The following is a 22,198-nucleotide window of genomic DNA, read 5'->3' on the forward strand; positions in this document are numbered from 1 at the left end:
ATGCCGGCGTTGTTGTGTTTGAATCCTACAAGAGAATGATGTTTTGAATTATCAGTTGATCACTACCGATGCCGGATTGCAGCAGGTCTGCGAGCAGGCGAGAAAGCATGCCCAGATTGCGCTGGACACCGAGTTTGTCAGAACGCGCACCTACTATCCTCAGCTGGGCCTGATCCAGCTCTACGACGGTGAACAACTCTCCCTCATCGATCCTCTGCCGATCAAGCAATGGCAGCCGTTTGTCGACCTGCTGGCCGACACCGCCGTGGTGAAGTTCCTGCATGCCGGCAGTGAAGATCTTGAAGTGTTTCTCAACGCCTTTAAAACGCTGCCGACGCCGATGATCGACACCCAGATCCTGGCGGCCTTTACCGGTCGGCCGCTCTCCTGCGGTTTTGCGACGCTGGTGGCGGAGTACATGAAGGTTGAACTGGACAAGAGCGAGTCGCGCACCGACTGGCTGGCGCGCCCGCTGACTGAAAGACAGTGCGTGTATGCGGCCGCCGACGTGTTCTACCTGCTGCCGATGGCCAAACAGCTGGTGCAGGAGACCGAAGAGGCCGGCTGGACTGCTGCGGCCCATAACGAGTGCCTGCTGCTGTGCCAACGCCGTAGCGAGACGCTGGCGCCGGAAGTGGCCTATCGCGAAATCAGCAATGCCTGGCAGCTACGCCCGCGTCAGCTCGGCTGTTTGCAGAAGTTGGCAGAATGGCGGTTGCGCCAGGCGCGCGAGCGCGATCTGGCGGTGAACTTCGTGGTGCGTGAGGAGAACCTATGGCAGGTGGCGCGCTATATGCCGTCTTCGCTCGGAGAACTGGATTCTCTGGGGCTGAGCGGGCCGGAGATCCGTTATCACGGCAAAACGCTGCTGGCGCTGGTGGCCGAAGCCGAAGCGCTGGAGGAGTCCGAGTTGCCCGCGCCATTGGCTAACCTTATCGATCAGCCGGGCTACAAGAAGGTGTTTAAGGACATCAAGGCCGCTATCGCTACCGTCAGCGAGCAAAGCGGGTTGAGCAGCGAGCTGCTCGCATCCCGTCGCCAAATTAACCAATTGTTGAACTGGCATTGGAAACTGAAGGACGGCGAGAGTCGCCCTGAATTAATCAGCGGCTGGCGCGGCGATTTATTAATGGCGCCGTTGCAGGACATCCTGAAAGATTATTAATCGCTGGTTATCACCAGGGCAGGGTAGGGAAACTCTGCTCGGGTGAATATAGGCAGGAAATAATGCGTTGAAGGTAAATCTGGCCAGAATTTACTTTAAACGAGGTGGCGGCAAAGTTAATTGGGAATTGTCCCAAAGGGAAAAATCAATTTTTTGCTGCCGATAATGCTTAATAACTGGATACACATACAGTTACCCCCTGCATAAAATATACAGGGGGTAATTAATGCGTCGCAATCATTTAGCTGCTTCTTCCGATTCCGGTAATGTCACGTTAAGTTCAAGTACCGAAATATCGTCCCCTTTCTGCTCGAACTGCACATGCAGCATTTCAGGATCGATCTGAATGTATTTGCAAATAACCGCCAGAATATCGCGTTTCAGATCAGGCAGATACGGGGGCTCACTGTCCCCGCGACGACGCTCTGCGACGATAATCTGCAGCCGTTCCTTGGCTATATTGGCTGTCTGTTTTTTGCGGGACAGAAAGAAGTCTAATAAGGCCATGGTTTATCCCCCAAAAAGGCGTTTCAGGAAACCCTTCTTCTCTTCTTCAATGAAGCGGAATGGGCGTTCTTCCCCCAACAAGCGGCAAACGGTATCGTCGTACGCCTTACCGGCGTCTGACTCGGCATCCAGAATGACAGGCTCACCCTGGTTGGAAGCGCGCAGCACGGACTGGTCTTCCGGGATCACACCCACCAGCGGAATGCGCAGAATTTCAAGCACGTCTTCCATGCTCAGCATGTCGCCACGGCTGACGCGGCCCGGGTTGTAACGGGTCAGCAGCAGGTGTTCCTTGATTGGCGATTCGCCTTTCTCGGCGCGGCGTGACTTGGAAGAGAGGATACCCAGGATACGGTCAGAGTCGCGTACCGAAGACACTTCCGGGTTGGTGGTGATGATAGCTTCGTCGGCGAAGTACAGCGCCATCAGCGCACCGGTTTCGATACCGGCCGGTGAATCGCACACCACGAAGTCAAAATCCATCTCGCCGAGATCGTTGAGGATTTTTTCAACGCCTTCGCGGGTCAACGCGTCTTTGTCGCGCGTCTGCGAAGCCGGCAGGATATAGAGGTTTTCAGTGCGTTTGTCTTTGATCAACGCCTGATTCAGCGTGGCATCGCCCTGAATCACGTTCACGAAATCATACACTACCCGACGTTCGCAGCCCATAATCAGGTCAAGATTACGCAGGCCGATATCGAAATCGATCACGACGGTTTTCTTGCCTTTCTGGGCCAGGCCGGTAGCGATGGCCGCGCTCGAAGTGGTCTTGCCAACGCCCCCTTTACCCGATGTAACAACAATAATGCGTGCCATGAAATGGATTCCTTGTCAAAAGGGCTTAATTTAAAGGTTGTATGGTTAAAGCGTTATCCAACAGGCTGAGTCGTACGGCCTGCCCGACGTAATCGGACGGGATTTGGTCGCTCAACCAGTACTGCCCTGCGATAGAGACTAGCTCAGCCGCCAGGTGGGTGCAAAAAATCTGACATTGCGTGTCGCCTGACGCGCCTGCCAGTGCGCGACCGCGCATCATGCCGTAGACATGAATATTGCCATCGGCAATCAATTCGGCGCCGGCGCTGACGCTGCTGGTCACGATAAGATCGCAGTTGCGGGCGTAAATCTGTTGGCCGGAACGGACAGGCGTACTGATGATGCGCGTTTTGGCGGGGGCGTTATCCGCCACCACGGGCGCAGGTGCAGGCTCCGGCGCAGCCATCTTCTGGCCTTTGCCTTCGCTCAGCAGCGGCAGCCCGGCACGGGCTATCGCGCGCTTTTGACGCTCATCTCTGCAACCGCTGATACCCACAACGCGCAGGCCTGCTGCCGCGACAGCCTGTTGAAGTTCTTTCCAGTTCGCATCGCCTTCCAGCGTTGCGACGTTGATAACAACAGGGGCGTTTTTCAGAAAAGCGGGCGCTTGCTCAACTTTTTCCTGTAACGCCTGACGTATTACCTCGGGCTGTGAATTATGCAAATGAACAACCGATAGGGTAAAACTGCTGCCTTTTAGCTCAATTGGCGATTGTGACATCTATCCTGACTCAGTCTCAGCAACTTTAAATCCCCGGAATACCACTCGGGGTGCGATATTCCGATGTACTATAAGCATGTTATAGTCAGAGTTATATCCAGGCAAGACGCTCCCTCAATTAAATAGAGTTAAAAAAATGCTTTGTGTGATCTATAGAAGCCCGAAACGCGATCAAACTTATCTTTATGTCGAAAAAAAAGACGATTTCTCTCGTGTGCCGGAAGCGCTGATGAAAAGTTTCGGCGTACCGCAATTCGCCATGATGCTGTCGCTCGATGAGCGCAAGAAATTGGCCTCGGCGGATATCGAAAAGGTGAAGCAGGCGTTGAAAGACGAAGGCTATTACCTGCAGTTCCCGCCGCCGGTAGAAAACCTGCTCAACCAGCATCTGGCGGGCGACAAGGCCTGAGACAGTTGCCACGGCCAGGGGAGGCGCGATGACACCTTCGGCAAGAAGAATTGTATTGGCCGCCTGGCTGACGTTGGGCGGGGTGCTGATGCCGGGCGCAGCGCAGGCGGCGCAGGAGACGACGCTGGCGACGAGCGGCCGGGATCCGGCGCAGTTCCCGGCGTATGTCGAACAGCTCAAGCGCCGGGCGCGGGAGCAGGGCATCAGTCAGGCCACCCTCGACCGCGCTTTTGCGCAAATCCATTTCGTCGATCGGGTGATCAAGGCCGATCGCAATCAGCCGGAGCAGAAGGTAACTCTGGACGACTATCTGCGGCGGGTGATGACGCCCGTTAAAGTGCGCCAGGGGCGCGAACTGTACCGGCAGCGCCACGCGCAATGGACGCGCGCCGGCGAGCGCTACCGGGTGCCGGGGCGCTATATCATCGCGCTGTGGGGCATGGAGAGCGCCTACGGCAAGATTCAGGGGCGGGAAGATGTGGTGTCCGCGCTGGCGACGCTGGCGTTTGAAGGGCGCCGCGAAGCCTTTTTCAGCCAGGAGCTGATGGCGGCACTGCAGATAGTCGAGCAGGGGCACGTCGGCGATACACCGCTGAAAGGTTCCTGGGCCGGCGCGATGGGGCAATGCCAGTTTATGCCGAGCTCTTTCCTGCGCTATGCGGCGGACGGTGACGGTGACGGGCGCATCGATATCTGGAACAACATTGATGATGTCTTCGCGTCTACGGCCAGTTATTTGTCCAAAGAGGGCTGGCAGCCCGGCATCGGCTGGGGGCGTGAGGTCAAACTGCCCGCCGGTTTCAATCGGGCCGAGCTGGGGTTGAAAGACGCGCAGGCGCGCAGCGTCAACGCCTGGCAACAACGCGGGGTACGTCGTGCGGATGGCAGTGCGTTGCCGCATGCCGTTCAGCGCGGTTGGATCATTGCGCCGGATGATCTGCAGGGCCGGACGTTCCTGGTCTATGATAATTTCCGCACCCTCATGCACTGGAATCGCTCTTACTATTTCGCTATCGCCGTGGGTATGATGGCGGACGCGATCGGACATTGATCCGGCACACCAATAATCGGCTTGGCGCGCCAAGCCTCTACAGTTTGGGAGAAGCGGTATGTATCAACATAGAGACTGGCAGGGTTCGCTGCTCGATTTCCCGGTGAACAAGGTGGTTTGCGTCGGCAGTAACTATGCCGATCACATCAAGGAAATGGGCAGCGCGGTTTCCGTCGAGCCGGTGGTATTCATCAAACCGGAAACGGCGCTGTGCGATATTCGTCAGCCGGTGGCCATCCCCAAAGAGTTCGGTGCGGTGCATCATGAGGTGGAGCTGGCGGTACTGATCGGCACGCCGTTGAAACAGGCCAACGAAGATCGCGTTGCGCGGGCGATCGCCGGCTACGGTGTGGCGCTCGATCTGACGTTGCGCGATTTGCAGGCGGGCTTTAAAAAAGCCGGCCAACCGTGGGAAAAGGCCAAGGCCTTCGACGGTTCCTGCCCGATGTCGGGGTTTATTCCGGTGGCGGAATTCGGCGATCCGCAAAACGCCGAGCTGTCGTTGACCGTCAACGATCAACTGCGCCAGCAGGGCAATACGCGCGACATGATCACGCCGATCCTGCCGCTAATCAGCTATATGAGCCGTTTCTTCACGCTGCGCGCCGGCGACATCATCCTGACCGGCACGCCGCAGGGCGTGGGCCCGATGGCTTCCGGAGACATGCTGAAAATCAGCCTGAACGGCAAAACGCTCAGCACCCGGGTGATCTGATTTTTCCTTGCCGCCGGCGGTGTCGGCGGCAAAGCTTGCATCTTGTGGCTAAAATGTCTATATAGTCCCCCCTCGAACCTGTGCGCAGGTGACTTATCCATTTACCGAAACCGGACGCTAACATGTCACAACTCGCTTTTTGGCAACAGAAAACGCTGGCGGAAATGTCAGAACAAGAGTGGGAATCGCTGTGCGACGGGTGCGGGCAATGCTGTTTGAATAAGCTGATCGACGAAGATACCGACGAGATTTATTTTACCAACGTAGCCTGCAACCAGCTCAACATCAAATCCTGCCAATGCCGTAACTATGAGCGGCGCTTCGAGCTGGAAGAAGACTGCATCAAATTGACGCGCGAGAATCTCACCACCTTCGAGTGGTTGCCGCCGACCTGCGCCTATCGCCTGATCGGTGAAGGCAAGCCGCTGTTCCCCTGGCATCCGCTGCTGAGCGGTTCCAAGGCGGCAATGCACGGCGAGCGCATTACGGTGCGGCATATCGCGGTGCGTGAAAGCGAGGTGGTGGACTGGCAGGACCATATCCTCAACAAGCCGGACTGGGCTAGGTAAAGGCGGGCGCCTGCAGAGCAATACGCGTTTTCATGCAAGAGGGCGGCGTGTTCAGACATGCCGCCCTCTGCGTTATTGAGCTAACCAACGGGTGTGGGGCTCATGGCATAAGCCGCCATTTCACGCTTTTTTGTCGCGGCGATGCCAGTTAGCCAGATTTTTCAGCGGCTGCTTCACATACGGGCTGGCCTTGATCAGGCTGAACAGCAGTTTATTCACCGCCGTACCTACTTTGTCCATTGGCCGGTCGATATCGAGAAACAGCACAGCGCGCAGTTCGTCGGTATCATTGCGAACCTCGTGTTCGTAGGAATCATCAAACAAAATCACCTTGCCTTCATCCCAGTGCAGAATTTGGTCGTCAACGCGGATCCAGAGCTTTTCCCGATCCTTTGGCACGATTAATCCCAAATGCGCGCGCACCACGGCACGAGTCGGGCCTTTGTGGGGGACGATGTGATAGTGCGGCTTAAGGATCGAAAACATGGCGGTGCGCATGCCGGGGATCTCGCTGACCGCCTGTGCGGTCTGCGGGCAAATGGCGCAGTTCTCATCAACCCGCTGCCCGTAGACAAACAGCCCGAAGGTTTTCCAATTATCCCCTTTGGAGATGCGTTGCTGATCCGGTGATATTTGGTGGAACGCGGGGATATCCTCCGGGTGCTCCAGCAACCGATCCAACTCCTCGCGAATGGCAGGCCAACGGGCTTCCAGCGCCGTGACCCAATTAAATTCATGATTACCGATCCGCGGTGTGGTGGAGATCAGCGAATGGCGAGTCTGAAAATCGCCGTTCCAGCGCAGGAATTTTTTCCCTGCTTTGAGCAGCATGCGCCGCAGGAACGGGCGCTGAGACGAAGGGGGCAATGTGGTATCCGGCATAGTATCGTGTCCTTGATGTCATATGATGTGCAGTAGTCAGCCAAAGCCTGGCTCACAGGAAGAAAGGGTGAAAGTCAACACGTCATTCAGCATAGGGAAAGCATCGCGAACGATTTTAATCTTTAATGCGCGAATGGCGTTGATGCTTGGTGCCGGATAGAGGGAAATTCCAACAATTTATTTAAGGCGGGTAAGGGGTTGCGTGATGGGGGATAGGGGGAAAAAAGCCCCTGCAAAGATGAGGGGCAAGACACACAACAACACCAGGGAAATCGGTAGTACTCACGTTGCCGATACTATAAGGATTTTATGGGTAAACTTCACCAAAATATTGTGCTCTGAATGTGACAAAGGCGCAGTCGTTCATAAGTAACGGTAATTTATTGATGCTCGAAGGTTGAAAGGAAGGGCCGGTTTTAGCCGCAGGTATTGCAGAAGTTTAATGTTATGTAAATTACGTGCTGAACTGAGCCGGGATGCTTCTTTTTAAACGATAAGTTGGGTAATTTGGCCGCTCTCCCGCAAGTTCGAGAGCATAACAATGAAAATGGTCCGTCTGTTTGCCGTAGCTGGAGCGCTAATCGTGCTCGTTTACTTCCTTACACATACCTGAAATGGGGTTATCTCTGAATTTGACAGTAATACCCTAAAAAAACGGCGCCTGGTGGCGCCGTTTTTTGTTTGTCTGCCGTTCAGCGGCCGAACAGATCGCGGCGGCGTGGGCGGACAAACTGTGCGATCAGTACAATCAGCGCCACCAGCAGATAGGCGCCGAAGATACCAACCAGCCATTGTGGCATTTCCAGCGTCAGGAACTGCCATTGACGCACGGAACAGTCACCGGAAGCGTGGAACACCGCCGGCAACCATTTGTCCAGCGGCAGCCAGGACGGGAAGCTGACGAAGAAATCGCAGGTATTGAATGGCGAAGGATGCAACTGGATCATGGTGTGCTTCCACGCCAGCTGTACGCCTTCCCAGGCGCTGTAGATCCACAGCAAGATCGCCGCGTAGCGCAGCGGGGTTTTCGGCGCGATAGCGCCTACCAACGAGGCGCCGAGGATGCCGAATAGCGCGCAACGCTCGTAAATGCACATCACGCACGGCTGCAGCAGCATAACGTGCTGGAAATAGAGCGCGACCAGTTCCAACACCAACGCTGTCAGGGCCATCAGCAGCCAGGCGCCGCGTCCTTGTGAACAGCGGTTAAAGAATTGCAACATATCTAGATTCTTCCATGCAGTAAGCAATTGAACCGGCAGTGTAAACCAATTCCCCCTCGCTGCCAGCCACTTGGGCCGGTTTCAGCGTAAAAATATCGGTTCACCCTGCCGGCGCCGTCTCAGTGGCTGACGGTGTCGATGGGCGGCAGCGTCAGCCAATGCCACTGCGTCAACAGCTCGGTCGCCGGCTCCAAAGTGAATTGGACGCACAGCAGGCCAACTACCGTCAACACCACCGTATAAGGCAGGGCCATCCAGACCATGCGGCCATACGACAGACGCACCAGCGGCGCCAATGCCGACGTCAGCAGGAACAGAAACGCCGCCTGCCCATTAGGGGTGGCGACCGAGGGCAGGTTGGTGCCGGTATTGATGGCGACCGCCAGCAGCTCGAACTGCTTCAGCCCGATCGCGCCGGTTTCCAGCGCGGTGCGCGCCTCGTTGATGTAAACGGTGCCGACGAACACGTTGTCGGAAACCGACGACAGCAGGCCGTTGAACAGGTAGAACAGCGAAAGCTGAGAGGAGGGCTCGGCGCGCAGCACAAACTGGATCACCGGGCTGAACAGGTGCTGTTCGATGATCACTGCGACCACGGTGAAGAACACCGTCAGCAGAGCGGTGAATGGCAGCGCTTCCTGGAACGCTTTGCCGATGGCGTGCTCGTCATTCACGCCGCACAGGGAGGTGGCGAGAACGATGACCGACAGGCCGATCAGCCCAACTTCTGCCAGATGGAAGGCCAACGCCAGCACCAGCCAAACGCCGATCAGCGCCTGCATCACCAATTTAAGCCGTTCTTGTTTGCTACGGCCTGCGCTGGCCTTGCGGTCATACTCTTTCAGCACGTCGCGCACCGCTCCCGGCAATTGCGCGCCGTAGCCAAACAGGCGAAAACGTTCTACCAGCCAACACACCAGCAGGCCGCACACCAACACCGGCAGCGTGACCGGCGCCATACGCAGGAAGAAATCGATAAAACCCCAGCCCGCGTTTTTGGCGATAATCAGGTTTTGCGGCTCGCCCACCATGGTCATGACCCCGCCGAGCGCGGTGCCGACGCCGGCGTGCATCAGCAGGCTGCGCAGAAAGGCGCGGAATTGCTCCAGCGTCTGTTTGCGCTCTTCGCCGGTAAAATCACTGTCATCGCCAATGTCACCGTCAGGGCGGTTTGACGTCACGTTGTGATAGATGGAATAGAAACCGGTGGCCACGCTGATCACTACCGCCACGACCGTCAGCGCGTCGAGGAAGGCAGAAAGGAAGGCGGCGGCCAGGCAAAACGCCAGCGACAGCAGCGTTTTCGAACGGATGTTGAGCAGCAGCTTGGTGAACACGAACAGCAGCAGCTGCTTCATAAAGTAGATGCCTGCCACCATAAAGATCAGCAGCAGCAACACTTCCAGATTATGTTCGATTTCCTGCGAAACCTGCGCCGGGCTGGTCATGCCGATGGCCACGGCCTCTAGCGCCAGCAGGCCGCCCGGCAGCAACGGGTAGCATTTCAGCGCCATCGCCAGGGTAAAGATGAACTCGACCACCAGCAGCCAACCCGCAATAAACGGGCTGGCGAAAAAGAACACCAGGGGGTTGATCGCCAGAAAAATGAGAATGGTCAGTTTGTACCAGTCGGGAGATTGCCCCAGAAAATTTTTGAGCAGGGCGCTGCGCAGGGTTGTTTCCATTGTCCTCTATGCATCCTTAATCAGTCGTAGCACGTACCCTAACAATGCGGTGGGGGCGTGTGCAACCGGAGCTTGTTTTACGGCGGCAAATTTCCTTCGGCCGGTGTTTTTGCGCGTTTTTTGCCACTTTATGCACACTTTCGTTTATTGTTTTTGGCTCACGCTATGTCATGTCAGCACGATCTGGTATGATGAGCTGATTACTTTTACTGATTTTATCGTCGCAACGGAACGTCAAACACATGGTCATAAAGGCGCAGAGTCCTGCCGGTTTCGCGGAAGAGTACATTATTGAGAGTATTTGGAATAATCGCTTCCCCCCTGGCTCTATTTTGCCCGCGGAGCGTGAGCTTTCGGAGTTGATTGGCGTCACGCGCACTACGTTACGTGAAGTGTTGCAACGTCTGGCCCGCGATGGTTGGTTGACCATTCAGCATGGCAAACCGACCAAAGTGAACAATTTCTGGGAAACGTCCGGCCTCAATATCCTTGAGACCGTAGCCCGTCTCGATCACAAAAGCGTCCCGCAGCTGATCGATAACCTGCTGTCCGTGCGCACCAATATCGCGTCGATCTTTATTCGCGCCGCGGTGCGCAATCATCCGGAACAGGCCCAGGAAGTGCTGGCGAAAGCCGCCGAGGTAGAAGATCAGGCAGACGCGTTCAATCTGCTCGATTACGAGATCTTCCGTGGTTTGGCGTTCGCTTCTGGCAACCCGATCTACGGCTTGATTTTCAACGGCCTGAAAGGGCTGTACACCCGCGTGGGCCGTTACTACTTCTCCAACCCGGAAGCGCGTAAGCTGGCGCTGACCTTCTACAGCAAGCTGTCCACGCTGTGCCATGAGAAGCTGTACGACCAGGTGATGGACACCGTGCGCAACTACGGTAAAGACAGCGGGGCGATTTGGCAGAGCATGCAGGGCACCATGCCGAGCGATCTGACCGAAGCGCGTCGCTGATTGCGTATTAATGAAATTAAGAAAGGGCGCCATTTTGGCGCCCTTTGTCGTTATGGCGGATTACAGCGGCGTTGGTCGCGGCGGGCACCGATCGAGCAGCTCCACGCTGCCGTCTTCGTTTTGCTGTTCTAGGATCACGTCGAAGCCCCACAGGCGGTGCAGGTGCTTCAACACGTCGCGACGGCTTTTATCCAACGGCGCACGCTCCTGTGGGATATAACGCAATGTTAGCGAGCGGTCGCCGCGCAGGTCCACGTTCCAGATCTGAATGTTCGGCTCGTGATTGCTCAGGTTGTATTGTGCAGACAGCTCCTGACGGATCGCCCGGTAGCCGGCCTCGTTGTGGATCGCGGCAATTTCCAGATAGTTGTTGCGATCGTCGTCCAGCACGGTGAACAAGCGGAAGTCGCGCATCACTTTGGGCGACAGGAACTGGCTGATAAAGCTCTCGTCCTTGAAGTCGCGCATGGCGAAGTGCAGTGTCTCCAACCAGTCTTTTCCGGCGATGTCCGGGAACCAGTAGCGGTCTTCCTCGGTCGGTGATTGGCAGATGCGCTTGATGTCCTGGAACATGGCGAAGCCCAGTGCATAAGGGTTGATGCCGTTATAGTACGGGCTGTTGTAAGGCGGCTGATACACCACGTTGGTGTGGCTGTGTAAAAACTCCAGCATAAACCGCTCGGTCACACGGCCCTCGTCGTACAAATGGTTGAGGATGGTGTAGTGCCAGAAGGTGGCCCAGCCCTCGTTCATCACCTGAGTCTGTTTTTGCGGGTAGAAATACTGGCTGACTTTGCGCACGATGCGTAACACCTCACGCTGCCAAGGTTCCAGTAGCGGTGCGTTCTTCTCGATAAAATAGAGGATATTTTCCTGCGGTTCGCTTGGATAGCGACGAGCCTGCTCCGGCGACTCTTCGCGCTCGACGCGTGGCAGGGTCTTCCACAGCGTGTTCACCTGGCTTTGCAGATATTCTTCGCGGCTTTTCTGGCGCGCTTTCTCTTCCACCAAGGAGATTTTCTGCGGGCGTTTGTACCTGTCGACGCCGTAGCTCATCAGTGCGTGGCAGGAGTCCAGCAACCGTTCCACTTCTTCTACGCCGTAGCGTTCTTCGCACTGGCTGATGTAGTGACGGGCGAACAACAGATAATCGACGATGGAACTGGCGTCGGTCCAGCTGCGGAACAGATAGTTATTCTTGAAGAACGAGTTGTGGCCATAGCAGGCGTGTGCCATCACCAGCGCCTGCATGGTGATGGTGTTCTCCTCCATCAGGTAGGCGATGCAGGGATTGGAGTTGATGACGATTTCATACGCCAGCCCTTGCTGGCCCTGTTTGTAGCGCTGTTCGGTTTCGATGAACTTCTTGCCGAAGGACCAATGGGTATAGTTGATCGGCATGCCGACGCTCGAATAGGCGTCCATCATCTGCTCGGAGGTGATCACCTCGATCTGATGGGGGTAGGTGTCGAGCCGGTAATGCTTGGCGACGCGGTCGATCTGCTCCAAATACACCTGCAGCAGTTCGAACGTCCAGTCCGGTCCATCGCTCAGACGTTTATCATCCTTAACCTTTTCATGTGTTGAAGTAGTCATCAGCGCACCCTCATTATTCACGGGTCTTGCTCAAACGGCAGACCCTGTAACAAGCATAGTTCAAGTCATAATTAATCATTGCAAATCAGTGAAATAAAAATGCCGGTACGCAAAGGCGCGAACGGCGCTCAATTCGACGCCCGTCCTGGCAGAAGGCGGCACAGCACCGCGCGTCTTCTCCGAGTATAGCCCTGCGGCAAGGGCGTGCAACACATGCCTGTTGTACGACAGGGATTGAAAGTTGTTATGTTATATTGTAACTTTTCATTTTCTCAATAACGGACAAGGAGCGCATTTTGGCGAGGCATTTTGGCAAAGTGGCGGTGGCGCTGGCAGCGCTGTTTATCAGCGGGCAGGCGTTTGCCCACGGGCATCATTCACATGGCAAGCCGCTGACGGAAGTGGAAAAAAAGGCCGAGGCGGGCGTGTTCGACGATAAGGACGTCAAAGATCGCGACCTGGCGGATTGGGAGGGTGTGTGGCAATCCGTGTACCCTTACCTGCTCAATGGGGATCTCGATCCGGTGTTCAAGAAGAAAGCGGCGCAGGATAAGAGCAAGACCTTCGCAGAAGTGAAGGCGTATTACCGTAAAGGGTACGCCACCGATGTGGATACCATCGGTATTGAAAACGGCGTCATGGAGTTTCACCGCGGCGACCAAGCCAGCGCTTGTCAGTATAAGTACGCCGGGCATAAGATCCTGACCTATGTCTCTGGTAAAAAGGGCGTGCGTTATCTGTTCGAATGCCAGGAAGCCGGCAGCCTGGCGCCGAAATTCGTGCAGTTCAGCGATCACATTATCGGCCCGCGCAAATCGGCGCATTTCCATATCTTTATGGGCAACACCTCGCAGGAAGCGTTGCTGAAAGAAATGGATAACTGGCCGACTTACTACCCATTCCAACTGCAGACCAAAGAAGTCGTGGACGAGATGCTGCATCATTGATGCCCCCCGCTCCCGCGACCCCAAGCCCGCTTAGGTGGGCTTGTCCTCAGTCAAACGGTCTGACTTGCAGATAATCGTCCGTCACTTCCATTTCAAACAGCGTTTTATCCGCCAGCAAGGTCGCACGCATTCGTTCCCGGGCTTGCCGGTAGCGTTCATCCAACTGAATATCACCGGCGCTTTCCCATGCGACTCGGCTTGGCCATTGTGCATAGCCGATAAACTGCCCGCTCACATCCTGATGCAGGCGCGAGCCTAGGCTGCCGCGCTGCAGATAGATACCTTGGGTCAATTCAAGCCAGGCCTGGCGAAAGGCGTGTTCGTGCCCGGTTTTGACTGAAAATTGGTAGATGGCGATGAACATAAGGCGTTCTCCACGATAGCGACAGTGTGAACTTTAGGCGTTGCTTCTGGCGTTAACGTTCATATCGTGCTGCAGCGTTCAATGTAAACGGGCGGGCTAAGGGCTCGGGTGTTTTATTCCAGCACTGAAAGCAAGGTTAACGGTAGCTGTAATTTTACGCGATTTTTCTGCTGCGGAGGGAGGGGGCTCTCTTTGTTTGTTATGTTGGAATTTTTTATTTTATTAGTTTTTTGTTCTGTTTATGTGTTGGCTGGTATTTTTATATTCTGTTAAATCAATGTTGCTTATTACGCCTTTTTTGATTGCTGTCATTGATAGCATTGCTATCTATTCAGCGGCGGTTTGACGCCATAGGCCCCTCTAAACCGCATCTTATCGCTATTTTCAGGTGGCTATTGCAAATGCATGACCCATCGACGATAAATTAATTGTGAATATTGTCACGTTTGATGACGAAGTTGTTGGACGGATTTTTTCACTGAGTTAATTTCCTGTGAGCAGAAGATTATGCTTTGTGAAGCCTTAGGCTGGAGTCAGCGATGCGAGTGGTAATTTTAGGTAGTGGAGTGGTGGGCGTAGCCAGTGCCTGGTATTTGGCGAAGGCGGGGCATGAGGTGACGGTGATCGATCGTCAGCCAGGCCCCGCACTGGAAACCAGCGCTGCGAACGCTGGGCAGATCTCACCGGGCTATGCCGCACCCTGGGCGGCGCCGGGCGTGCCGCTTAAGGCCATCAAGTGGATGTTCCAGCGCCATGCGCCGCTGGCCATCCGTCTCGATGGCAGCAGCTTCCAGCTGAACTGGATGTGGCAGATGCTGAAAAACTGCAACACCGAACACTACATGACCAACAAAGGCCGCATGGTACGTCTGGCGGAATACAGCCGCGATTGTATCAAGGCGCTGCGTCAGGAAACCGGTATCCAGTACGAAGGTCGCCAGGGCGGCACGCTGCAGCTGTTCCGCACTCAACAACAGTTCGAAAACGCCGCGAAAGACATTGCGGTATTGGAAGATGCCGGCGTGCCTTACCGATTGCTGGAAGCCGGCCAACTCGGTAGCGTCGAGCCGGCGTTGGCGCAGGTGGCGCACAAGCTGACCGGCGGCCTGCAGTTGCCGAACGACGAGACCGGCGATTGCCAGCTGTTTACGCAACAGTTGGCGAAGATGGCAGAGCAGGCGGGCGTAACCTTCCTGTTCAACCGCGGCGTCGATCGTCTGCTGGTTGAAGGCGACAAGATCGCCGGCGTCCAGTGCGGCGAGGAAGTGTTTAAGGCCGACAGCTATGTGGTGGCGTTCGGCTCGTACTCCACGGCGCTGCTGCGCGGCCTGGTGTCCATTCCGGTTTACCCGCTGAAGGGCTATTCGTTGACCATTCCTATCACCGACGAAGCGGCGGCGCCGTTCTCTACGGTATTGGATGAGACGTATAAAATCGCCATCACGCGTTTTGACCAGCGCATTCGCGTCGGCGGCATGGCGGAGATCGTCGGTTTCAATACCCAGTTGGAGCAAAAACGGCGCGAAACGCTGGAGATGGTGGTGCGCGATCTCTACCCGAACGGCGGCAGAGTGGAAGAGGCGACGTTCTGGACCGGCCTGCGGCCGATGACGCCGGACGGCACGCCAATTGTCGGCCGCACTTCGCTGAAGAACCTGTATCTCAATACCGGGCATGGTACGTTGGGCTGGACGATGGCCTGCGGCTCCGGGCAGTTGTTGTCCGATCTGATGTCCGGCATTACGCCGGCGATCCCTTCCGATGACCTGGCGGTGGCGCGTTACAGCGCCGGGTTTCGCCAGCAACACGCGGTTCCGCTGAACGACGTGCATCCCGCACGTTAGTCGTCGACGCTGTCATAGACTTTTCCGGCCACGCGCAGGCGCGCGTGGCCGCTGTACGCTGCCCCAAGGAGAACCGATGCCCCGTCCGATAACCGCCACGATGCATCTCGGCGCGATTGAAAATAACCTGCAGGTGGTGCGCCGTTTCGCTCCCGGCGCCAAAGTTTGGGCGGTGGTCAAGGCCAACGCCTATGGCCACGGCATCAAACACGTTTGGCGCAGCATGGCGCAAACCGACGGCTTCGCCATGCTGGATCTGGCCGAAGCGGTGCTGCTGCGCGAGTCGGGTTGGCGAGGGCCGATTCTTCTGCTGGAGGGATTCTTCCAGCCGCAGGATCTGGCGTTGCTCGACCGTTATCGCCTGACGACGGCGGTGCACAGCGACTGGCAGCTGGCGGCGATCGCCGACGCCACGCTGAACGCGCCGCTCAATGTCTATCTGAAAGTGAACAGCGGCATGAATCGGTTGGGGTTCGCACCCGATCGGCTGCATGAGGTGTGGCGCAGGGCGCAGGCGGTTGCCAATATCGGCGAGCTTACGCTGATGAGCCATTTCGCCACCGCCGACGGCCCGGAAGGCGTGGCCCAGCAGATGGCCACTATCGAGGCAGCGGCAGTCGATATACCGTTGCCGCGCTGCCTGGCCAACTCGGCCGCCACGCTGTGGCACCCTTCGACCCACGGCAGTTGGGTCCGCCCTGGGATTGTTCTCTATGGCGCTTCGCCGAGCGGTTGCTGGAATGATGTTGCGGGGACGGGGCTGCAGCCGGCGATGACGCTGAGCAGCGAGATCATCGGCATTCAGCAACTGAAGTCTGGCGATCGCGTGGGGTACGGCGGCCGTTACAGCGCCGCCGGCACGCAGCGTATCGGCGTGGTGGCCTGCGGTTACGCCGACGGCTATCCGCGTCATGCGCCGACCGGTACGCCGGTGTGGGTTGACGGCGTGCTGACGCGCACCCTGGGAACGGTGTCGATGGATATGCTGGCGGTGGATCTGACGCCCTGTCCACAAGTCGAATTGGGCGCCGACGTGGAGCTGTGGGGGAAACGCCTGCCGGTGGACGAGGTGGCCACGGCGGCAGGAACGTTGGGTTATGAGCTGCTGTCGGCGTTAGCGGCGCGGGTGCCGGTCGTCACCGAAGCCTGAGCCGCGGCTCAGGCGACTTTTTTTATCTGCCCTTTAATCTGCTTGCTGAGCCGCCGTGCGTGCAGCGCCAGCAGGCAGCCCGCCAGCATGACCAATGCCAGCGACAACTTCGGCTGCAACGGCAACGCCATCGCCACCAGCCCCAGTGCGGCACCGCCGGCCATCTGTACGAAACCGACCAGCGCGGACGCGACGCCTGCCTCATTGGAGTACGGCTCCAACGCGTAGCTGGTGGCCGGACCCATCACGAACGCCAACCCGGCGCAGGCGCTGGCGACCGGCAGCATATACGCCAGCCAGTGCGCTTGCGCCGCCGCGGGCAGCAGCATGACGCCCAGCAGCAACCCCAGACAGCCCAGCCCCATCAAAATGCCGCCGGTCGCCAGGCAAACCGGACGGCCTACCTTGTGGATGATGCGGTTGGCGAAGAAGCTGACCAGCATGATCCAGAAACCGTTGGCGCCGAACACCAGCGAAAATTGCAGCGGGGTCAGGCCGGCGGTGCCCATTAGCACGTTCGGTGCCAGGGAAACGTAGGTCAGCGCCATGCCCATCGCCCCGGAGTTCACTACCGCAAAGGAAAGGAAACGCCGTTCGCTGAGGATGCGCGCATATTGGCGTACCGGCAGCCCCTTGACCGGGACGGTGTCGGCAGGGCGGGTTTCCGGCAGGCGCAGCGCGATGAGCACCAACACCAGCAGCGCATAACCGACCAGGAACCAGAAAGGGGCTCGCCAGCCGAAGGCTTCGGCGAGCAGGCCGCCGAGCAGCGGCGCCAGCGCGGGGATGATGTTCAGCGTGCCATTGAGAAAGCCGAAGGCGCGGGCAGCGTCGTCACCATTCAGGCGGTCGCGCACGCCGCTGAAGGCGACGACGGCGGTGCAGCAAACCGCCACCCCTTGCAGCAGACGCGAAGCGATGAAAAGCGTCGGGCTGGTAGCCAGCGCCGCCATCGCGGCGCCGATCATGTAGAGGATAATGCCGGCCAGCGCCACCGGCTTGCGGCCATAGTTATCCACCAGCGGGCCGGCGATGACCTGGCCGAGGCCGAGCACCAGAATAAACAGTGAAATGGTGGATTGGATCAGCGCTTCGCTGCTGCCCAGGCCGACGGCAATGGCGGGAATGGTCGGCAGGTAAAGATCGATGCCTAATGGGCCGAGCAGCACCAGGCTGAGAAGCATAAACAGAAACTTTTGCATAACAGGAAAGGCACGTCCGAGTGACAAAGAGGGCTAGAGTAGAGACTCCGGCGACAAATGAAAAGGGGCAAAGCGGGTCAGCGCTACGCCCCCTGGCGGTAATAGAGCGCCGAGACGGCATCGGCCACGTAACGGGCCTGGTGGCGAGCATCATCCAACGCACGGTGCGGCATGCCTTCGAACGGGCGTGTCTTTTTGGGGTTAAAGCCGTGAAGTTCTGCCAACGTGATCACCGTGCGCACGTCCTGAGTATCCCAGAATTTCCACGGGCAGGGCATTTCCAGCTGCTGGAAGGCGTGTTCGAGGATCGCACAGTCGAACTCTTTGCCGTTGCCCCAGACTTTCACCGTATCGGTGCTGTTCATATGGATAAAGCGGCTGAGGCTGCTCAACACGCGTTTCAGGCTCTCGGTGCCGCCGAAGGCCTGTTTGCGCGCTTCGTCGGACTGTTTCGCCCACCAGGCAACCGTATCCAGGCTGATGGTACGGCCCGGTTGCTCTTTCTGGCAACTGACGGCGGCTTCGAATTCGGCGCCCAGTTCCCCGGTTTGGGGATCGAAAAACACCGCCGCAACCACCAGAATGACGGCGCTGGGTTTTGTGTCCAGGGTTTCAATGTCTAACATCAGATGGTGCATCGGCGTTTCCGGTGGTAGGCGTGGTGGCTTAATATTACTACAGAACGTGCGCCGATGCGGGCCGATGCGCACATGAAATCCTTTTAAAGCGCCGCGTTCAGGTTATGATGCTCGGGATACTCTTATCAGGTTGGTCGTTATCGGTGAGAACGCTTATCTTTATTCTGTGCATGGTCGGCTACTTGCTGTTGCTGGGCTACCTTAGCATGTTCGTCACGGACAAGATCTGTGAGAAGGCGGGCAACTTCACTAAAATATGCCGCGTCGTAGACATTTCCGAACCTCATATCCCTAAGTAGCAGTCTGTTTACCCCAGATAGTCGGTGGTAATCAACGGGGTCAGGATGGCCGCCAGCGCCATGAGCGCTCCCCATTGCCGCCAGCCCAGCCGCGCCAGCCAGTCATGTCGCTGCGGCGGCGTGGCCAACTGCCCGACGGCCACGCCGCCGGTCAGCAGCAGCGTCAGAATCAGCAGCACCAGGCCGCGGCTCACCAGCGTGAACTCGACATGCAGCACATTGGCGTAATAGAGGCGCATCAGAATAAAATAGCTCAGCAAGATCCAGGCGAAAACGACGTTCTTCCTGAGTACCTGCTGCAGCATCAACGCGATGAACAGGCTGTGAAAAAGCGACAGTAGCGGGGCTTCGATCGGATGCCGAACGCAGACGTTGTAGACCGCCATGTAAATGTTGAAAACCAGCAGGATATAGATCACGTAAATATACCAGCCGTAGATGACTTTGAGCTTTTTCGGGTTCGGCGGCAGGGAGAGTGCGTCCGGTTTCATTAATGCCTCCTGATGATGCCATGCAAACGCTGCGGTTGAAGACGACGCGGCGACATCGTAATTTTAAATCCACTGGGTATATATCACCCGTGCGCTAAATGACAATTAAACGCATGAACGGCTTTATTTCCGCGTTGACCTGGAACTCTTTGGCGCTTGCGGGGTCGATTAGCGTGCGAATGTCTGGCGGTTTTCCCGCCACAATGGAAGACGTAATACATTGATATGAGAGATTATAAAAACACTTCTGGCACAAAAATCCTGCTGCTGTTCAGCCTGACATTTTACACACTGTTGCCACCGTTGTTGACGACGGCCGTGTTCAACCGTTTCAATCTTAATCCGTTCGCGATCGTCAAATTTTTTCACTTTAACCCGTTTTTGGCCGATCGGGGCATACCCAGCTATCAGACTTTCTTCTATTTGCTGATGCTATGGTTGGGGTTCAATGTTTTGCTCTGGCTGCTGGTGTGGGGGGGAGGGCGACTGTATCAGCGCTGGCGAGCGCCGCGCGGCTGATAGTTTTCCAAAGGGAAAAAGTTGCGTGGGGAAATGACTTTACATTCAATAATGAGACGTATTATCATTTGTTTCGCCGGTGAGGGGAAAAGGGTTGTCTCCTTCTGTGCCCCCCGATCCGGCACGACATTGCTCACATTGCTTCCAGTTTTCATGCCAGCCTTGCGCTGGCGTTTTTTTATCCCTCGCCCAAAACCACGACGTCGGTGGTCAGCCTCATTTCATTAACACGATTGCTTAAAAGCAACCGCGCGGCATGGGGGGCGTTAGAACAGCGAAAACAGCAACACGACCGGCAGGCTCAACGGCCAGGTTAACCCGATGGTCACTGCGCTGATACAGCGAATTTTGACGGTGTCCCGGCTAACCAGGTAGGTGAAAACCATAGAAACTAAAAGACCAATAAAATAACAGTATTGCGTTGCAACCCACAGCGGCGACATGAAACCCGATCCCAATTGTATTTTTACGCGCGAATTCTAGGAGCTTGGCGGGGGATAATCAATGACCAAAGGCCGTTTATTCAAACCTTTATTCATAAGGACGCATAATTCATTTCTATAAAGAACGTGGGGTTATTAACGGCTTTACGTTTATTACCAAAAGAAATCAACAGCATAGTTACCGGTAATATTCTGCGTCAGGCAAGCCATCGTTTTGGAGGAACTCCGCTGAGCAATAAAAGGGCCTGTGAGGGGGGAAACGCGATGAGTCTATAATTCATAAAGATTAATGATGTATTTGCGGCAAAAGGCTGAGGTGAAGTGCCGTTGTCCGTTCGCGAGCCCTTTAAGCGTCGGTTTTAGCGCATCGTAACGATGCGCCGCTGACGAGTCGGGAAGAGGGATTGTTGTCGTTGTAGGTTTAATGAATGTTAAGACCGTAGACGAACAGCCACGAAAACAGCAGCGCCAGCAGGCATGCCATAAAAACGATGGAGATCATTTCCTTCACAACTTCATTCCTTTTCCCGTGAGTCAAATTTACTTCTCTTTGTTTTTGCGCGAAATTTTAGATCGCCATGGGTAAAAATCCTAGTTTTAATCCCGTTTTTTTCTCTGGCATTGCGGCGTAAGCCGCGTCGATAGGCCGTGGCGACGCCGGAAAAGCAGGGGGCGTTAACTCGTCGTAGCTATTGCTGAACGCTGTGGGGCTGACTATATAAAATAGGGACTGTGTGACGTCGAAGGCAGCCAGGCGTGTCTCTTAAGGGGGGCCGTTCATCTGTCTACGGCGCTTTCCTATGAGATGAGGAGTCGGCAATGAGCACAAAACCCACTATCGTGCTGGTACATGGATTCTGGGGCGGCGCCGCGCACTGGAGTAAGGTTATCATCGAGTTGTCACGCAGGGGCTATTCGGCGATTCATGCGGTAGAAATGCCGTTGACCTCGTTGGCTGAGGATGCGGAACGTACGCGTAAGATGGTCGCGCAGCAAGCGGGACCGGTAGTGTTGGTAGGGCACTCTTACGGTGGTGCCGTGATCACGGAAATGGGCAACCAGCCTAACGTGGTTGGCCTGGTCTACATCGCCGCGTTTGCGCCGGATGCCGGTGAAAGTGCCGGCGATATTACGCAAGCGCATCCTCCTGCGGCAGTCGAGAATTTGACCCCGGACAGCGACGGTTATCTGTGGATCAAAACCGACAAGTTTCACGAAAGCTTTTGCCAGGATCTGACCGCCGACGAGGCGCTGGTGATGGCGGTGACGCAGAAGGCTCCGCTGGCTGATACCTTTGGTAACACCCTCGGTGAACCTGCCTGGAAACATAAACCGTCATGGTATCAACTCTCCAGCGACGATCGCATGATAGCCCCGGAGAATCAGCGACGTATGGCGCAGCGGCTGCAGCCTAAGAAAGTGATGGTACTCAATGCCAGCCACGCCTCGCTGGTCTCTCACGCCGAGGAGGTGGCGAGTTTGATTGACGAAGCGGCCGGTTCGCAATAAAGCAAGAGCCGAAAGGTTCTTCGGAATAAAAGGTGACAGACTATTCCTCCGCTGCCTATTACGCCGGGCTAAAGAGCCGGCGTAATAGGGGCCCATTAAGGATAAACGCTGATATCGCTATCGATATTAATGATTAACAGCATCATCAGCACGACGGCGGTGGCAATAATGGCGTAGATGTCTGCCTTACGCATATCGCCTTAACGCCCGTTAACCCCGATCATTTCTATTGCCGCACGATGCAGCCTCTGAAAATAATCATCGGGCTGTTTTTCTATCTCCTGGATAAGGCTGGCGAGCAGGTTCTGTTTGGTTATCGGCTTGTTGGCGGTCAGCACCAGAAGCACGTTTTTGCCGAGCAGGCAGCATATTTGCTTATGGTATTCATCAACGTCGTGTTTGTTGAGGCCATAGAGGGTGTAGTCGATCATGATGTTTAACCTGCTGACAGGTAGATGCCCGCCGCAGCGGGCTGAGAAGCCATAGAAAAA

24 protein-coding genes are annotated in these 22,198 nt (G+C 56.2%); 11 read left to right on the plus strand and 13 right to left on the minus strand.

What is annotated here, in order from left to right; genetic code table 11:
* Nucleotides 1–43 precede the first annotated feature (43 nt).
* A complete protein-coding gene (gene rnd / locus ACJ8J5_RS04195; protein ID WP_025303114.1) occupies nt 44–1,165 on the plus strand; it encodes a ribonuclease D in 1,122 nt (373 codons plus the stop codon).
* Between the two features lie 237 nt (nt 1,166–1,402).
* On the opposite strand, the gene minE is transcribed toward rnd, so the two are convergent.
* The 3 genes from minE to minC are packed head-to-tail and all read right to left on the minus strand — an operon-like array spanning nt 1,403 to nt 3,209.
* Nucleotides 1,403–1,672 carry a cell division topological specificity factor MinE gene (minE, locus tag ACJ8J5_RS04200; protein WP_004932303.1) on the minus strand — a complete coding sequence of 90 codons (270 nt, stop codon included), beginning with the start codon at nt 1,670–1,672 and terminating at the stop codon, nt 1,403–1,405.
* Nucleotides 1,673–1,675: 3 nt separating this feature from the next.
* Nucleotides 1,676–2,488, minus strand: coding sequence for a septum site-determining protein MinD (gene minD, locus ACJ8J5_RS04205; RefSeq protein WP_016927452.1), 813 nt, complete (start codon nt 2,486–2,488; stop codon nt 1,676–1,678).
* Between the two features lie 25 nt (nt 2,489–2,513).
* Entirely contained in the window at nt 2,514–3,209 is a 696-nt protein-coding gene (gene minC, locus ACJ8J5_RS04210) for a septum site-determining protein MinC (RefSeq protein ID WP_025303113.1), read from the minus strand.
* Nucleotides 3,210–3,345: 136 nt separating this feature from the next.
* Here minC and ACJ8J5_RS04215 point away from each other — a divergent pair, with 136 nt between their 5' ends.
* The 4 genes from ACJ8J5_RS04215 (at nt 3,346) to ACJ8J5_RS04230 (ending at nt 5,953) form a co-directional block, all read left to right on the plus strand.
* Nucleotides 3,346–3,618 (plus strand): YcgL domain-containing protein, encoded by a 273-nt coding sequence (locus ACJ8J5_RS04215; protein WP_033643340.1) that lies wholly within the window; start codon nt 3,346–3,348, stop codon nt 3,616–3,618.
* 88 nt (nt 3,619–3,706) lie between these two features.
* A complete protein-coding gene (locus tag ACJ8J5_RS04220) occupies nt 3,707–4,669 on the plus strand; it encodes a lytic murein transglycosylase (protein ID WP_225735592.1) in 963 nt (320 codons plus the stop codon).
* Between the two features lie 58 nt (nt 4,670–4,727).
* A complete protein-coding gene (locus tag ACJ8J5_RS04225) occupies nt 4,728–5,384 on the plus strand; it encodes a fumarylacetoacetate hydrolase family protein (protein WP_004932286.1) in 657 nt (218 codons plus the stop codon).
* Between the two features lie 122 nt (nt 5,385–5,506).
* A complete protein-coding gene (locus tag ACJ8J5_RS04230) occupies nt 5,507–5,953 on the plus strand; it encodes a YcgN family cysteine cluster protein (protein WP_025303110.1) in 447 nt (148 codons plus the stop codon).
* 120 nt (nt 5,954–6,073) lie between these two features.
* Here ACJ8J5_RS04230 and ACJ8J5_RS04235 read toward each other — a convergent pair whose 3' ends face one another.
* The 3 genes from ACJ8J5_RS04235 to nhaB all read right to left on the minus strand — a co-directional run bounded on the left by ACJ8J5_RS04235 (nt 6,074) and on the right by nhaB (nt 9,743).
* Nucleotides 6,074–6,835 (minus strand): aspartyl/asparaginyl beta-hydroxylase domain-containing protein, encoded by a 762-nt coding sequence (locus ACJ8J5_RS04235; RefSeq protein WP_043143013.1) that lies wholly within the window; start codon nt 6,833–6,835, stop codon nt 6,074–6,076.
* Between the two features lie 692 nt (nt 6,836–7,527).
* Complete coding sequence (dsbB, locus tag ACJ8J5_RS04240; protein ID WP_004932277.1) at nt 7,528–8,058, minus strand: disulfide bond formation protein DsbB; 531 nt, start codon at nt 8,056–8,058, stop codon at nt 7,528–7,530.
* Between the two features lie 119 nt (nt 8,059–8,177).
* Nucleotides 8,178–9,743, minus strand: coding sequence for a sodium/proton antiporter NhaB (gene nhaB, locus ACJ8J5_RS04245; RefSeq protein WP_025303108.1), 1,566 nt, complete (start codon nt 9,741–9,743; stop codon nt 8,178–8,180).
* Between the two features lie 242 nt (nt 9,744–9,985).
* On the opposite strand from nhaB, the gene fadR reads away from it, so the two are divergent.
* Nucleotides 9,986–10,705: a fatty acid metabolism transcriptional regulator FadR gene (fadR, locus tag ACJ8J5_RS04250; RefSeq protein ID WP_025303107.1), complete on the plus strand. Its 720-nt coding sequence runs from the start codon at nt 9,986–9,988 to the stop codon at nt 10,703–10,705.
* 60 nt (nt 10,706–10,765) lie between these two features.
* Here fadR and ACJ8J5_RS04255 read toward each other — a convergent pair whose 3' ends face one another.
* Nucleotides 10,766–12,301, minus strand: a complete 1,536-nt coding sequence (locus ACJ8J5_RS04255) for a SpoVR family protein (protein ID WP_025303106.1) — start codon at nt 12,299–12,301, stop codon at nt 10,766–10,768.
* Nucleotides 12,302–12,597: 296 nt separating this feature from the next.
* Between ACJ8J5_RS04255 and zinT the strand changes: the two genes are divergently transcribed.
* Nucleotides 12,598–13,248, plus strand: a complete 651-nt coding sequence (gene zinT, locus ACJ8J5_RS04260; RefSeq protein ID WP_025303105.1) for a metal-binding protein ZinT — start codon at nt 12,598–12,600, stop codon at nt 13,246–13,248.
* A 46-nt stretch (nt 13,249–13,294) separates the two neighbouring features.
* Here the strand turns inward: zinT and ACJ8J5_RS04265 are convergent, their stop codons facing one another.
* On the minus strand, nt 13,295–13,612 hold the full coding sequence (locus tag ACJ8J5_RS04265; RefSeq protein ID WP_025303104.1) for an antibiotic biosynthesis monooxygenase family protein: 318 nt from the start codon (nt 13,610–13,612) through the stop codon (nt 13,295–13,297).
* A 539-nt stretch (nt 13,613–14,151) separates the two neighbouring features.
* Here ACJ8J5_RS04265 and ACJ8J5_RS04270 point away from each other — a divergent pair.
* Nucleotides 14,152–15,456: a D-amino acid dehydrogenase gene (locus ACJ8J5_RS04270; RefSeq protein WP_049295776.1), complete on the plus strand. Its 1,305-nt coding sequence runs from the start codon at nt 14,152–14,154 to the stop codon at nt 15,454–15,456.
* A 76-nt stretch (nt 15,457–15,532) separates the two neighbouring features.
* A complete protein-coding gene (dadX, locus tag ACJ8J5_RS04275) occupies nt 15,533–16,606 on the plus strand; it encodes a catabolic alanine racemase DadX (RefSeq protein WP_414104438.1) in 1,074 nt (357 codons plus the stop codon).
* A gap of 8 nt (nt 16,607–16,614) precedes the next feature.
* Here dadX and ACJ8J5_RS04280 read toward each other — a convergent pair whose 3' ends face one another.
* From ACJ8J5_RS04280 to ACJ8J5_RS04290, 3 genes are all read right to left on the minus strand, one after another.
* On the minus strand, nt 16,615–17,808 hold the full coding sequence (locus ACJ8J5_RS04280) for a multidrug effflux MFS transporter (protein ID WP_025303101.1): 1,194 nt from the start codon (nt 17,806–17,808) through the stop codon (nt 16,615–16,617).
* Between the two features lie 83 nt (nt 17,809–17,891).
* Complete coding sequence (locus ACJ8J5_RS04285; protein ID WP_060433215.1) at nt 17,892–18,446, minus strand: 3'-5' exonuclease; 555 nt, start codon at nt 18,444–18,446, stop codon at nt 17,892–17,894.
* Nucleotides 18,447–18,753: 307 nt separating this feature from the next.
* Entirely contained in the window at nt 18,754–19,236 is a 483-nt protein-coding gene (locus ACJ8J5_RS04290) for a hypothetical protein (RefSeq protein ID WP_025303100.1), read from the minus strand.
* Nucleotides 19,237–19,461: 225 nt separating this feature from the next.
* Here ACJ8J5_RS04290 and ACJ8J5_RS04295 point away from each other — a divergent pair, with 225 nt between their 5' ends.
* Nucleotides 19,462–19,755 carry a hypothetical protein gene (locus tag ACJ8J5_RS04295; RefSeq protein WP_043142999.1) on the plus strand — a complete coding sequence of 98 codons (294 nt, stop codon included), beginning with the start codon at nt 19,462–19,464 and terminating at the stop codon, nt 19,753–19,755.
* Nucleotides 19,756–20,021: 266 nt separating this feature from the next.
* Here ACJ8J5_RS04295 and ACJ8J5_RS04300 read toward each other — a convergent pair whose 3' ends face one another.
* On the minus strand, nt 20,022–20,198 hold the full coding sequence (locus ACJ8J5_RS04300; protein WP_025303098.1) for a GhoT/OrtT family toxin: 177 nt from the start codon (nt 20,196–20,198) through the stop codon (nt 20,022–20,024).
* 819 nt (nt 20,199–21,017) lie between these two features.
* Between ACJ8J5_RS04300 and ACJ8J5_RS04305 the strand changes: the two genes are divergently transcribed.
* Nucleotides 21,018–21,707, plus strand: a complete 690-nt coding sequence (locus ACJ8J5_RS04305; protein ID WP_238969423.1) for an alpha/beta hydrolase — start codon at nt 21,018–21,020, stop codon at nt 21,705–21,707.
* Nucleotides 21,708–21,907: 200 nt separating this feature from the next.
* Here ACJ8J5_RS04305 and ACJ8J5_RS04310 read toward each other — a convergent pair whose 3' ends face one another.
* A complete protein-coding gene (locus ACJ8J5_RS04310; protein ID WP_004932237.1) occupies nt 21,908–22,138 on the minus strand; it encodes a hypothetical protein in 231 nt (76 codons plus the stop codon).
* Nucleotides 22,139–22,198 lie beyond the last annotated feature (60 nt).

The sequence above is a fragment of the Serratia sp. CY43202 genome, from assembly GCF_052168755.1.
Classification (GTDB): Bacteria; Pseudomonadota; Gammaproteobacteria; order Enterobacterales; family Enterobacteriaceae; genus Serratia; species Serratia bockelmannii.